The sequence below is a fragment of the Planomonospora sp. ID82291 genome (genome assembly GCF_015711645.1).
GTDB lineage: Bacteria > Actinomycetota > Actinomycetes > Streptosporangiales > Streptosporangiaceae > Planomonospora.
Genome location: NZ_JABTEX010000010.1, coordinates 58522 through 73138, shown reverse-complemented (window position 1 = coordinate 73138; position 14617 = coordinate 58522). Strand labels below are relative to the sequence as shown.

The following is a 14617-nucleotide window of genomic DNA, read 5'->3' as shown; positions in this document are numbered from 1 at the left end:
CCCCCTCGATGGGTTTACGTCATCTCAGCCGTCCTCGCCGGGCGGAGGCACGACCTCGGTCCACGCGGTGAGCGCCTCCACCACCGACCCGGGCACGTTGACGTCGAGCCGCGCATAGCGGCCATGCGGCAATCCGATCGGGTCGCCGTTGCGGATCCGCAGCAGCGACACCGCCCGCGGCGATCCGGACACCACGCCGACCGTGTCCGCCGCCTCCGGGCGGGCCTCGCCCACCGTGACCGCGTACGCCACCCCGTCGATGTAGCCGTGCACCGTCTGCACCGTCATGCCTCCTCGCCCTGGTCGTAGACGACCGTCCCCACCACGGGGGGCCGCTCCTGCAGATAGCCGTCCACGAACGCGAACCGCCGCGGCCCGGCCGGGTACGGGCAGACCGTGATCGGCTTTCCTGCCCGCGCGCTCACCTGGCCCGCGACGCGGGCCGCGCCGAGCGCCACCCGCGACACCATCTCACCCATCCCTGCTCCGCTCATCGGTTGAAGTCCCGGGCGCCGCGGCCGGCCGCCGCTGCCCGCTTATCGCGTTCCCGCCCCAGCATCTGCGCCTTGAACTCGGTGAAGTTCATCCACCCGTTCGCGTCGAACCACCGGCGCAGCTCCTCCGAGGCGTACTTGCGGGCCCGGTCCCGGCGGCCGGAGAACAGGCTCTTGGGGTCGATCCCGGCCGCCTCCCCCTCCCTCGACAGCATGTAGCCGCGCGTGTCCAGCTCGGCCTGAAGGTACTGCTGGTGGAGCCACAGGTCGTAGTGGCGGCGGGCCAGCTGCTCCAGCGACTCGCCCGGCAGCCGGTCGCCGGACGCCTCGTAGGACCGCTGTTGGCGCTCCAGCTCCTCGTACGACAGCCCGTACACCTCGGCCCACGCTTCCATCTCCGTCATGCCGGTGGTGATGAGCTCGTGGACGCGGGCGCTCTTGGCCTCCCGGTCGCGTTCCTCCGCCTCAATCTCCCGCTCGCGGGCCTCCCACGCCTCCAGCGCGGCGGTGATGCGGGCGACGCTGTAGTCGTCCTCAACGCGGCCCAGAAGCCCCATCAGCTCCCCCAGCCCCATCGTCTCGAGGTTCTGGCCCGCCAGCGGGTCCTCGGCGGGCTGGAGCCGTTCCAGCGCGGCCACCACCTGAGCGACCTCATCCGGGTGCCCCCACACCTTGGCCAGGAGCGCCCGCAGTTCCTCCTCCGACAGCTCCGACAGGTTGACGCCGGTCAGCGGGGAGCGGCGCGGCCCGTCCTGGTCGGTGCCGAGCAGCGCCAGCGCACCGAACGTGAACGCCCGGTAGTCAGCGTCCTCGTCCAAGTGCGGGGAGCCGGCCATCAGCGATTCCATGCCGACCGTGAGCAGCTCGAAGTGGCCGCTGACGTACTCCCGGCCGGAATAGGCGATGTCGAACCCGCCGTCGTGGGCCTCCACGATGTCGTGGCCGTTCATCGTCTCGATCATCCGAGTGCGTTCCCGCTCGCCCACCGGCCCGGTCGAGGTGCGATCCCACAGGAATGCCTGCTGCGCGGCGAGCAGGCCCGGCACGACCTTCTCCATGTGATGGCCCAGCTCATGCACCGACGCCCGGGAGGCGTTGTTGCCGCCGACCATCTGCGATCCGGTCGCTTCCTCCTGCACGAACTTGCCGTCGCGCGGCACATCGTTCGGCGTCGCCTCCCACGGCAGGGTGATCTCCGGGTCGGACAGCCGGTTGGCCATCTTGTAGTAGCCGCGGCCCGGATCCACGCGCACCGGCCCGGCGTCGCGGGCCAGCGCCAGCCAGTCGGACGGGTACGACGCCTCAGCGATCCGCATCGCCTTCACCAGCCGGTTGTCTTCCGACGCCGGGAAGCTCGTGTTCATGCTGCGGTAGATGAGCCCTTCCCCGCCCAGGTCGCGCACCTGCGCCAGGGTTTCCATCGCCGCGGTGCGGCGGGCCTCGCGGCGGGCCCGCAGGTTCGCCAGGACCGCATCCGAGGCGGCCCGGTAGGCGTCGACCGCTTCGTCACGCGCCTTCAGTTCTGGCGCGTACGCCGCCTCCCATGCCTTCTGCGCCTTGCGCTTCACCTCCGGGGAGGCGTCGGCGATGAGCGCCCGCATCGAGGTGTAGCCGAACTGCTTGGCGACCTGCGTGCGGGTCTTCTTCTTCGCCGCGAGCAGGTTGCGGTCGGCGGCGTACGCCTCCCCCAGCGCCTCCCGTGCCCGGTCCTCCACCTCGGCGTAGGCCCGCACGATCCCGCCGGGGTCGGCGGCCGCGTACCGGGCCTGGTAGAGCGCGTCCAGGTCGGCGCCGGCGGCGCGCAGCACGGCCAGGTGCCGCATCGCGTGCTCGCCGGGCCCGCCGTCCGCCGCGATGTCGTCGGCCCACGTGGTGATCGTGTCGGTGTCCGGGACCTGCCCGTTCTCCAGGTCGGCCAGGCTGATCGGGCGGAACACCGACCGGCGGACCTGCTTGCGGCCCAGGTTGGACAGGTCCTCGGGCAGCGCGGCCCGGTAGGCGGCCATGCGCGCGGGCAGGTCCTCCTCGCTCGCGGCGGGCAGCTCCGGCGCCGGGGCGTCGACGGCGCCGAGGTCCACCTTGGCCAAGGCCTCGCCCGCCCGCTGAAGCGACGCAGACGGCGGCGTGTCGCGGTACTGCCGCATCACCCGGCGCAGGGCCCGGTCCCACGTCTCGCCCGGCAGAGGGTCGATCTCACCGATCGCGGCGACCATGTTCGACCCGGCCCGGTCGCGAATCTCCGCGACCACCGGCCGCAGCCGCCGGGCCAGCTCGGCGGCCTGCTCGTCGTCGGGGGCGTTGAGCGCCTCGGCGATCCGCTCGACCAGGTCGTCCGGCTGCCGCTGCCACGCCTCCTCCAGGTAGTCCAGCGCCTTGCGGTACACCTCGTCGCCGTCCCGGTCGCGGGCGGGCGCGACCGGCTGAGTGTCCAGCACGCCGAGGAGGCGGGCGGCCACCTCCCGGTACAGGCTGGTCTCCGCCTCCGCGAGCGCCCGGGTGATGGCCCGCTGCCGGTCGCGCTGCTGCTGCCGCTGCATCTCGGCGTGGATGCGCTGCTCGGCGTCGCTGCCGCCCTTGGCCAGGCGCAGGATCTCCGTGCCGTCGTCATCCAGGAGCGGAGCCCACTCGATTTCACCGTCGTAGCCGCGCAGGATCGCCGTGAGGCCGACCTGGCGGCCGTCGTCGTCCAGGACCGGCATGAATCCAGTGATGGTCCCGGCCAGGTCCTCCCCGGCGGCGTTGCGGATGCTGACCCGGTCCCCGACCACGAGCTGGTCGCGGGTCACGATGCCGTCGCCGCTGCTGTTGTCGAGCACCGCGTCCCACGGCTGCGGCTGGGACAGCTGCCCGCGCCACGTCCGCACCACGGACGGGCCGCCGCTGGAGGTCAGCGTGACCGTCTCGCGGACGACCGGCTGGTCATCGTCATCGAGCACGGCGAGGTCGACCTGCCACTCGTCCACCTCGGCGAACATGGGCGAGGTCTTGCGGATCGCCCGCACCTGCCCGATCGGGTACTCGCCTCCGGCGATCGGGTAGCGGATGGCGTCGCCCACCTCCAACCGGTCGGGGTGGATGTGCTCCTCCGGAGGGAATTCCGCGGAGCCGGCGGGGGAGACCTCGACGTCGTCCGGCAGGTCCGGCATCAGGTAGACGTCGATTCCGGCGGCGAGGATGCGCTGTTCGCGGCGGCCGTCGCCGTGCTCGACCGTCACGCTGATGAACGGGAACCGGGCGACCGGCTTGGCGTCGATGACCCGCACCGCCTGCACCGGCCCGCCGGACGTCTCCGGGATGGCGATCACGTCCCCGGAGGTGAGGTTCTCCGGGTAGGCCTTCTCCGGGGCGTCCCGGTGGGTCTCGTGCGGCGGCGCCGGGTACCCGGCCAGGCGGGCGTAGGAGGCGTCCACCCAGGAGGCGGCGCGCTCCAGCGCCCGCCGCTGTACGGCGGGCCGGTCGTCGGTGGCGAGGCTGCGCAGGTGCAGGCCGAGGGCGCGCATCTGCGCGGCCGACACCGGCTGGGAGGCGCGCAGCCGGGCGGCCGCTTCCCGTGCCTCCTCGCTCGCCATCTCGTCCGATTCGATGTTCAGGCCCAGGACGCGCTTGCGGATGTCGGAGCGCAGCCGCACCCGCGTGGCCGGGGTGCCGTCCTCCAGCGCGGTGATGGTGGAGCGGGGCTTACGCTCGCGCGGCGGCCGCGGGGTGCGCGGCTTCTTCATCCGCAGGCCCCGCCCCCGGGTGACGGTCTCGCCGGCGTCGGCGTCGACCAGGGCGGGCCCGGCCGGGCCGAGCACGTCGAACGTGATGCGGTCGCCGTCACGGTCGATGCCGACGACCTTGACCGCGCCGCCGTCGTCATCGACCAGCCACTCGCCCACCACGACCTCGCTGGCGGTGACCTGACCGATCTCCGGTGGCTTCCTGCCGCCCTTGCGCTTGACGACCTGGTCGCCGCTCTTGCGGGCGCGGATGGTCCGCCGGTCGTCACCATCACGTTCGACGGTGAAGACCGTGTCACCGGCCTGGGTGACCTCCTCAACGACGACGGTCTCTTCCCCGGACGGGGTGTCCACCCGGTCCCCCGCGGCCACGTCGGTGACCGGCGCCTCCTCGGGGCGGCCGTCCTCGGCGGTGCGGGCCGCGTCCTGCTTGGCCTGCTCCCACTCGGCTGCCCGGCGGCGGGCCTCGCCCATGCGGCCGCCCGCGTGACCGAGCTTGACCACCAGCGTCGTCTGCAGCGTGGTGAGCTGCGCCTGCCGCGTCCAGTGCGTCGCGGTCTCCTTCGCCGCGGCCAGCGCCGCGTCGGCGCGCAGCCACGCGTCTTCCACCTCGGCCACCGTGACGCCGCCGGCGTTGACGGCGTCGGCGAGGTTCTCGAACCGGGTGACGGCGTCCAGCAGGTCCGGGCCGCCCTCCTCGATGAGCATGAGGCGGCGCTGCTCGGCGAGCTCGTCGCGGAGGCTGTCGCGGGACTGCTCGCGTTCGGTGCGCAGCCGGTCGGCCTCACCGGCCGAGGCGGCCGCCTCGGCCGTACCGAGCCGTTCGACGGGCTCGATGATTCGCACCAGGCCGGGCTCGGGCAGGTGCCGGCCGGGCTGGTCGCCTGCGTATTCGACCACGTTCTCCAGGCGGATGGCCGCGCCGGGCTGGTAGTCGGCCGGAAGGGTGCCCTCCCAGACGCGGCCGTCGCGCTGGGCGAGGTAGGAGCCGCCCGCACGGCGGCGGACACTGCGGACGCCGCCCTCGGTGCGGACGACGCGGATACGGTCGCCCGGGATCAGGTCCTCGGGCTCCACGGTCTGCGTGGGCCGCTCCGTCTCCCGCTCGGGCCCGGTCTCCTCGGCAGGGGAGGAGGCAGCCGAGTCCGAGCCGATGGCGTCGCGCCGGGCCTGGATCCGCTCGCGTCGTACGGCCATCGACGGCTCGGGGAACGCCGTGTCGTACGCCTGCTCGCGAGCGCGAGCGCGCAGCAGGGGAGGAAGGTCGGCCAGCCATGTCCGGTTCGGGGAGGTGACGCGCTGGCCGTAGCTGTTGCGCCACCCGGGCTCGTCGCTGAGGCTGTCGCGCAGTTCCTCGATCTCGTCCAGGGCGGCCTCAAGCAACCCCCGGACCCGGGCCATGTGGTCCTCGAACGCATCGTCTTCGTCGTCGCCGAAGGTCGGGAACGGTGCGTCGAGCACGGCCATCAGGTCCCGGACCGCGTCCGCGGCTGGGCCCGCCTTGTACCGCTCGCGCAGTTCCCGCTCCCATCCGGCGGCGTCCATGTCGGCCGCCCGGGTGGCCGGGGGCGTGGGGAAGCCGTCCTCCGGCTCCGGGAGAGGATCGGGCTCCGGGACGGGGGCAGGCTCCGGGGCATCGGCCGGCTGATCCTCGCGGGCGACCTCGCCGCTCTCCCCGTCCCCCGCGGTGGTCTCCTCAACGGGCTGGGCGGGCGCCTCACCGCCGGTACGGCTCTCGCCGGTCTCCTCCGACGCCTCGGGCACGTCGACCGTGGCGAACCCGTCATCGTCGGTGCGGACGGTCGGGGTCAGGTCGTCGAACGTCACCTCCTCTGGCGACGTCTCCGGTGTCTCGTCGGCGGCGGGCGCCGTGGGCGGCCGGAGCGTGTCCAACCGTGCCTTGAGCACGGTCAGCTCCGTCTCGGCCTCCTTGTAGGCGTCGCTCTCCGGGTTCTTGATCTCGTCCATGTTGGACTGGGTCTTGAGGATCTCGTTCAGCAGGTGCAGCCGGTCGCGGAAGTAGGCAAGCTGCTCGGCCTTGGAGAACGGCCTACCGATGTCGGCCTTCCGCTTGTCGATCTGCTCCGACAGGGTGGCGATGCGCTCCTCAGCGGCGGCGATCGACGGCTCCAGGCCGGACAGGCGGTTCTCCAGGGCGCGCAGGATGCCGTTCCCGGCCCCGTCCGTGAGCTGGTCACCGCGGTAGCTGCTGGTGCCTCCGGCGAAGTCGAACCCGACCTCGACCACCCGGTACAGCCGATCGCCGGCGTAGCGGCGGTCCTTCCAGGCGTAGACGGGGTGGCCACCGAGTTCACCGATCTGGACCTTCTGCCCTTCGGCGGTGACGCCGTCGCGGACCCCGCGCACCGCGGCCAGAAGCGGCTCGTAGACGTCGGTCCGTTTGTCGGTCTCGAGGTCGCCCAGCTTCATGGCGAAGTCGTCGCCGCGCGTCTCGGTCCGCTGGGTGATGGCCTCGCGCCACTCGGCGATGTCGGAGGTGAGGTCCTTGATGGACTGCTCGGCCTGGGTGATCTGCTGGGTGAGGGTGCCCTGGGTGCGCTGGTGGGCGCGCTCCAGCCGGTCGAGCCGCTGCCATTCGGTCTTGGCCTTGGCGTGGTCGAGCAGGTACGGGTTGCCCGTCGCCAGGGCCTTGACCTCGGCGAAGGACAGGGCGGCGTCGCCGATGTCCTCGATCTCCCGCATGTCGAGGCTGCCCTTTTTCATCTGGGCGATGAACTTCTGCTTCCGCTCGACGGTCTGCCAGGAGTAGCCGTCGAACGTGCCCTCGGTCACGTAGCGGATGATCCGCACGTCCTTGTCGTGCAGCTTCAGGTTGAAGTTGCCCTGCCGCTCGACTCGGCCTTCGCGCTGGGCGAGGTCGGCCGGCCGCCACGGGCAGTCCATGTGATGCAGGGCGACCGCGCGGGCCTGGACGTTGGTGCCGGTGCCCATCTTCTCGGTGGAGCCGATGAGGACGGCGATCTTGCCGGTGCGGGCGTCCTCGAACAGCTTCGCCTTCTGCGCGTCGGTGGACGCCTCATGGATGTAGCGGATCTTCTCCGCCGGGACGCCCCGGGCGACGAGCTGCGCCTTCAGCTCGTCGTAGGCGGCCCACGTCGAGGTGTCGCCGTCTCCGACCGGGGCGTCCAGCGCCTCCTGTCCCGCGTCGGCGCCGGGCTTCTTCTTGCCGGGCTTCTTCTTGCCGGGCTTCTTCTTCGGGGTGCCCTGGTCCATGAACACGATCTGCAGCGCGCCCGGGGTGGGGTGCAGCTCGTCGGAGTCCTTGTGGACCGGGTACTGCCAGTCCTTGGAGTTGGCGTAGATCTCAGCGATCTTCCCGGCGGCGATGTCGATCTTCCCGCCGACCTGGTCGATGGTGGGGTCGATGAGCCGCATGTCGAGGGCGGCCCGCTTGCCGTCGCCGGAGATCTTCAGCATGTTGTCTTCGTCCGGCTCGACCACGCCGCGCCGGACCTTGTCGGCGCGTTCGCCGAGCTCCTTGATGTAGTCGAGCTGCTCGGGCGAGGCGGGGATGACGACGGTCTCGCCGCGGTTGCCGTTGGCGTCCTTGCGGACGGGCGGCGTCGGCAGGCCGAGGTCGTCGGCGGTCTTGACGTCGGCGAACACCCGGTAGATGCGCAGCAGCTCGGGCACGTTGCGGAATTTCGCGAACCGGGCCTTGGAGCGGAACCCGTTGCCGTCGGGGTTCAGCTCCACGTCCACGACGACGTCGCCGAACGTGGCGGCCCACGTGTCGAAGTCGTCAATCCCGGCCTCTTCGAGCAGGTCGGGGCGCAGGTAGCGCATCATGACGTACGCCTCGGTCACCGAGTTGGCGATGTCGGTGCCGGTGGCGAAGGTGACCACGCGGCCGCTCTGGGAGGTGTCGCGCAGGTGGTGCAGCTTCATGTGCAGGTCGCTCGCGCGGCCTGAGCCGTCGATCGAGGCGCCCTCGATCCTGCTGGGGGTGCGCAGGTTCTTGTACATGTGGGCTTCGTCGACGAACAGGTAGTCGATGCCGGTGTGCTCGAAGTAGACCGCGCCCTCGTCCTTCTTGGAGTCGAGCTTGCTCTTGAGCTTCTCCTCGGCCATGACGAGCTGCCGCTCAAGGCGCTTCAGCAGGCGCGAGTCCTCGCCGAACTCCTTGGCCTTGGCGATAGAGGCGCGCAGCTTCTCCAGCTCGCTGTCTCGGTATTCGGCCTGCTTGTCCGGGTGCATGTCGATCTTCTCGAACGCCTTCTGCGTGAGAATCACGGCGTCGAGATCGTTGGTCGCCGCCTTGGCGACGAACTCTCGCCTCTTCTCCCCGGTCAGGTCCGCCGAGCCCGCGGCCAGGATGTTCGCGTTCGGGTACAGCTCCATGAATTCACGGGTGAACTGCTCCAGCATGTGGTTCGGCACCACGATGGCGGGCTTGTTGGCCATCCCGGTGCGGCGCAGCTCCATGGCGCCCATGACCATCTCGGCGGTCTTGCCGGCGCCGACCTCGTGGGCGAGCAGCGTGGCGGGCTCGTTGATGATGCGGGCGACCGCGGCGTTCTGGTGGTCGCGCGGCTCCCACTCGGCGGCCAGGCCCGGCAGTGCCGGGGTGGCGCCGTCGTAGGAGCGCAGGACGATGCTGTTGAACTGGTCGTTGTAGATGCGGGCAAGCCGTTCAGCTCGGTCGGGGTCCTCCCACACCCATTCGGAGAACCGTTCGGCCAGCTCTTGCGCCTTCTCCTGGACCTCGATGGTGCCCTCGGGGTCGGGGACGGTGACGCCGTCGCCGATGCTCTTACGGACCTTGATCGTGGTCTGCTTCAGGAGGGCTTCGGCGATGTCGAGCGCGGTCCAGGAGTTGCGGTTGGTGCCGTAGACGTGCCGCGCTTCGTAGCCCTGCTTGTCGCCGACGACCTCCCACAGGGAGCCGCCGGCGTGCCGGACCTGAACGGAGGAGTCGGCCAGGATCTCCCGCAGGAACTCCTGCACCACCCCGGCGGAGATCCAGGCGGCGCCGAGCTTGGCGTCAATCTCACCGGGAGTGAGATCACGAGGGAGCACCCTCTCCAGCGCGGCGACGTTCAGATGGAAACGTGGATCGTCTTCGGCGGCCCGTCGCGCGGCCTCCAGCTTGTGCCGCACGTTCCCGGATAGGTATTCGGCTGCGGGGACCAGCTTCGGCGGCTCGCCGGTCTCCAGCAGCAGGCCGTTCTTGACGACGAACGACGGCGCGTCGAACACGCGGTCGCCCAGCCGCTCCCGCGCGGTCTCCTCATCCACCTTGAGCAGGCGGGCGATCTCGTCCAGGCGGAGTTCCCCGAACCGGTCGAGCACCACCGCGAGGGCCTCGCCCGGGTCGTCGGTGGAAGCGAGCGGCTTCTTGGCGCCGATCACTCGCTTGGCCAGCATGTCGGCCTTGCGGGCGGTGTCGGTTTCGGGGTCGTAGTCGTCCAGACCGTTGAACACGATCGCCCCGGCCGGGTCGGACTTCAGCCAGCCGACCGCGGTCGGCGTCATGTCCTTCTCACCGGTCTTGCGGCCCTCGGCGGCGGCCTTCTGACGGGCCTCCTCGGGGGTGAAGCGACGGTTGGCCTTCTTAGAGGGGGACCCGAACCTGGCGGTGTAGGCGTCGTAGCGGCGGTTGAGCTCGGCGCGCAGCTCGGCCAGGCGCGGAGTGTCGGTCTCGCTGCGGGACTCCTCGGCGAGGAGTTCGCGGGCGACGTCGCGCAGCCCGAGCAGACCGGTGAGCTGCTCCACCTGGGAGGGGTGGACGGCCACGGGCAGGGCCTGGCCGTCACGGACCTGGGTGAAGGTGCCATCCTCGGCGAGGGCGAGCGCGCCATCGTGCCGCTCGTCGCGGGCGGCCAGCCGGAGCGGCGCCGCGACCTGCGCCCGCTGCTCGAAGGTCCGGCCGCTCTCGTGGGCGTCGGCGACGATGCGGGCGAGTGCCTCCCGTAGGGCGGGCGCGGCGTCGCGGTCGCCCTTCACGACCAGGTCGTGGTCGGAGAACTGGCCGCGGCCGGTCGTCTGGACGCCGAGGATGTTCTCCGGGTGCTGCTGGAAGTAGGTGTTGACCGGGTGGCGGTGGCCGTTCACATCGGTCTTCGGGGCGTCGATCCACGAGGTGTCGCCGGGCTCCTCGTCCTCCTCCCGCTTGCGGAAGATGAGCAGGTCGGTGACGACGTCGGTGCCGGCGGCCTTGCGGTGCGCGCCGGAGGGGAGCCGCACGGCGCCGACCAGGTCGCCCATGGCGGCCATCTCGCGGCGGGCGTCGCTGTTCTCCGAGTCCATGGTGTAGCGGGAGGTGACGACCGCCACCAGGCCGCCGGGCCGGGTCAGCGCCAGGGACTTGAGGATGAAGTGGTTGTGGATCGAGTGCTTCTCGCCCGGGTTGTGCTTGTTGTCGACCAGCCAGTAGTCACCGAACGGCACGTTGCCGATGGTCAGGTCGAACGTGTTGTCGGGGGCGCGTGTGTCGGCGAAGCTCTCGTTGCGGACCGTGGCGTTCGGGTAGAGGTGCTGGGAGATCGCCGCGGTGGTCGAGTCGAGCTCGATGCCGGTCATGTGCGCCCCCTCGGGGGCCATGCCGATGAACGTGCCGACGCCGGATCCGGGTTCGAGGACGTTGCCGCCGTTGAACCCGAGCTGCTGGACGGCGTCCCACACCCCGGCGACGAGGGAGGCGTCGGTGTAGTGCGCGTTCAGGGTGTTGCGGGAGGCCTCGCGCCACTCTTTTTCGTTGAGCATCGCGCGGAGTTCGGCCCGCTCCGGGGCGAAGGACTCCCACCGCTTGACGGCCCGCTCGTACTTCTCGCGGTTGAGGCTGCCGTCGTCGTTGCGGAAGTCCTTGGCGCGCTCGACGGGCCGGGACTCGAACACGATGGGCAGGCTGCCCCACCCGGACCAGCGGGCCAGGACCCGCTTCTCCTCCTCGGTCGCCGGCCGGTCCTCGGCCTGGAGCTGCCGGAGCAGCCGGACGGCGGCGATGTTGGCGCGGGCCTTGGCCTTCTCCCCCGAGGGGGCGAGGTCCTCCTGCGAGACGGGCCGGAACGCGCCAGGGTCGGCTACCTCGGCGGCAGCTCGGCGTCCTCGCGACCCGGCTCGGCGGGCAGGAACACCTCTTCGGCCATCACGATCTCCCGGGCGCGTGTCCGCGCGTTCGCCAGCCTGCCCAGCTTCTCCTTGAAGCTCTCCCCGGCCGGAGCCGTCCCGGCCATCTCCTCCGCCAGGTCCTCGATCCGGTCCTCCACCCGGTTCCCCAGCGCCGCGAAGTGCTCGTCCGGGTCGTCCAGCTCGGCGAGAGCGGTCGGCAGGTACGTCTCCCAGTGCCTGCGCGCGATCTGGCTGTACTCGTTCACTGTCGTCTCCCTCGGCCGGGCGGTTGTCGGTCGGCGCGGGCCCGGTCTTGGGGGCGCCAATTGTAGAACTTACCGTAACACGATCATCACGATTCGTGTCAACCTGTGGGGTTTCGTCCCGCTCCCGGCGGTCCTTCTCCGACTGGAGGACCTGGAGACGACGCGTGATGTCCGCGACCATCCGCCGCAGGTCCCGCCGCCTGGGCTGCCTCTCCAAATGCGCGCGCGTCCGCGCACGCTCGTTCTCCACCCGGCGGATGTTCTCGTCCAGTTCCTCGGCCGTCATCGCCGCGGCTTCGGCCGCCCGGCTGCGGGCGAGCCCATCATCGCCCAGCATCGCCAGGATCTGCTGGGCGGTGCGGTCGGTCACCTCCCGGTTGCGGGCCCGCCGCCCCAGCTCGTCCTTCTCGGCCTCGCTGAGCTTGCTCAGGTCGAGCGTCCGCGGATCGGGCAGCTCCAGGTCCGGCGGGATCGGCTGACCATTCGACATGGTCTGCACAGGCCGGTCGTCCGCCTCGGCCCCATCCGGCTCGCCAGCGATGCCATCGGCCGCAGTCTCATCCTGCGCTGCCATCGCCTCGCGGATCTCTTCGCGGATCGCCTCCCACCGCTGCGCGTTCGGAGACAGGTCCTCAGCCTGGTCGATCAGCGCCAGCGCCTGCTCGTACTCGCCTGCCTGGAAGTGCCCATGCGACCGCGACGCCAGCTTCCTGGCTTCCCGCTGCTGCTGCTCCTCCCGGGCCTCACGCTGCTTGCGGCGCCGCTCCCGCTCCCGATCGGAGAACTTCAGCACCTCCGGGTGCGCGGCGATGTAGGAGTCGATCCATGCCTTCTCACCGTCCCGAGGACGGCCCTGTTCGCCGGCGCCCTCAGCGATGTAGCGGCCCGGATCGCCGCTCCAGGCGTATCCGGCGGCGTTCTCCTCGATCGAGGCAACCAGCCGAGCCCGGCGGCCCGGGGTCATCCCCTCCGGGCTGGGCGGAGTCCCGTCATCGGTCGTCGGCAGGGGAGTGCGGTCAGCCTCGCCCTCCCGCCACTCGGCGCGCACATCGTCACGTACCCGGCCCCACTGGTAGGCGCTCGGCGCGTCCTTCTCGGCGGCGTCGATCATCGCCAGGGCGCCGTCCAGGTCCCCGTCCCGGGCGATCTTGCGGGCCTCGTCCACGGCCTTGACCGCGGCTTCACGGCGGCGCCGCTGCTCGCGGATCTGCTCGGCGTGCGTACGGTCCCACTCATCCCGCAGCCCGGTGGCCGCCTCGACAAGGCGGTCGGACTCGGCCCGCTGGGGAGAACCGAACTCACCGCGCTCGTCCATCAGCAGGTCCCGCAGATCCGCGAACCCACGGATCATCGGCATCTCTTCATCACCCGCGAGACCAGCCCGGTAGGTGGCGGCCGCGGCCGCGATCCGCTGCTCGACCTCTGAGGTGAACACCCCGGGTGCGGGGGCCAGTTCGTCTTTCGACTCGGCCTGTTCGGCGTCGCGCTCGTGCGCGGTGAACATGTCCTCGGTGCCCGCAGCCTCGCGGCCGACGTCGGAGAACAGCCCGCCCTGCGGAGCCGCCTGCACCGGCGCGGCGCCGCGGCGCGGCTGCTGCTGGGCCTGGGCCTTGCCGGTCTTGTGGACGGCGTGGCTCTCATCCAGCGCCCATTCCAGGCCGTCGCCGTCCAGGCGGCCGCCGCCGCCGCTGCTCTGCCACTGAGCGCCCTCGCGCCGCAGGTGGACCTTGGCGTCGCCGAACATGTCGGTCTCGACGCCGTCGACCACGCCGCGCACGGTCACCGTGCTCCCGGGCCGGGGCGGGTTCTTCGCCCCCGAGGTCGCGAACCGCTCCGCGTTGGCGGCGGTGACGGGGACGTCGAACGTGACGCGGTCACCGCGCTCCAGGTCGCCGGGGACGACGGTGCTCGGGGCGGCCGGCGCCTGGGCGGACTGCTCCCGTCCGGTGAGACCGGCAGGTCCCTCCCCGCGGATCTCCCGGTAGGCGCGGTCCCGGGCCGCCCGGGTGAAGGTGTCGCGGAAGCGCCGGTCGCGGCCGAAGAACGCCTGAATGAAGTTCTGGCCGAGGTCGTCCATCGCGTCGGCGACGTGGTTCTGCAGCGCGTCACCGAAGACCTGCCCGAAGTTGTCCACGTCGACGTTGGCGGTGGCGGCGTTCCGGATCCGCTGGTCGGCCGTGGCCCGCTCGTAGACGCTCTGCAGTTCGGCACCGGTGGCGTTCGTGCCGAACTGCTCGTTCAGGGCCGATGCCCACGCGTCCCATCCGGCGCCGGGCGCAAGGCCCTGCCAGTCGGCTTCCCGGTCGTCCTCGGCGAGGGTGTCGGAGACCAGGGCCTGGGCGAGTTCGGCCGCCTCACGCTTGCCGTCACGGATCGCCTGCACCAGCTCGGCCACCCGCTCGTCGGGCATGACCCGCGCGAGCGCGTCCCGGTCGTCGATCTCGATGTCGAGGGGCTTGGCGAGCTCGTCGGCCTCGGCCAGGCGCACGACCCAACCGCCGCCCTCGCCGGGCCTCACCCCCCGGACGATGCCGACGCGCTGCTGCACGTCGGGGCTGTCGCCGCCCTCCCCGGTCGGGTCGCTGACCCGGCCGTACACGATGACGGCCTGGCCTCGGGTGAGGTTCTTGACCGGGACGCGCCCGTCCGGGGTGGCCGGGGCGAAGTCGGTGGCGTCCGCGCTGGCCTGCTCGACCTTCATGGCCTTCGGTGCGGCGCTGGTCTTGCCGGTCGGCTTGCTGCCGTCCGGCCGGGCCTGCACGGTCAGGTAGTTGCGGTGGATCCGCTGCACGCTGCCGTCGGCCATGCGGACCTCGATGCGGCCGCCGCCGACGTTCTTGACGACGGTGCCGCGGCCACCACCCCACACGGTGACCTCGGCGCCGGTCTCGATGAACCGGCCCTTGCGGTCACGGGGGTGCAGATCGGCGTCGAACTTCGACGCCCCGAGACCCCGGCGTGCCTTGACATCCCAACCGTCGAATCCGAACAAACCGGCCCCCGTGCGTGCGGCGTGTGCGTTGCAAGGCGGCAGGGTGCCGAGTTCCGGCGTTAACGTCGCCCCGGC

At 71.5% G+C, this 14617-nt stretch carries 3 protein-coding genes; all 3 read right to left on the bottom strand.

Features of this window, described 5'->3' with window-relative positions; translation table 11 throughout:
- Nucleotides 1–24 precede the first annotated feature (24 nt).
- Genes HS045_RS33070 through HS045_RS33060 form a run of 3 tightly spaced genes read right to left on the bottom strand, consistent with a single transcriptional unit; the run spans nt 25 to nt 14542 of the window.
- On the bottom strand, nt 25–288 hold the full coding sequence (locus HS045_RS33070) for a hypothetical protein (protein ID WP_196455570.1): 264 nt from the start codon (nt 286–288) through the stop codon (nt 25–27).
- Nucleotides 285–479, bottom strand: coding sequence for an Rmf/CrpP family protein (locus HS045_RS33065; RefSeq protein WP_196455569.1), 195 nt, complete (start codon nt 477–479; stop codon nt 285–287). The genes HS045_RS33070 and HS045_RS33065 overlap by 4 nt, the downstream gene beginning before the upstream one ends.
- 11 nt (nt 480–490) lie before the next feature.
- The gene (locus HS045_RS33060) at nt 491–14542 is read right to left on the bottom strand and encodes a helicase-related protein (RefSeq protein WP_196455568.1); all 14052 of its coding nucleotides are present in this window, start codon (nt 14540–14542) and stop codon (nt 491–493) included.
- Between the last annotated feature and the right edge of the window lie 75 nt (nt 14543–14617).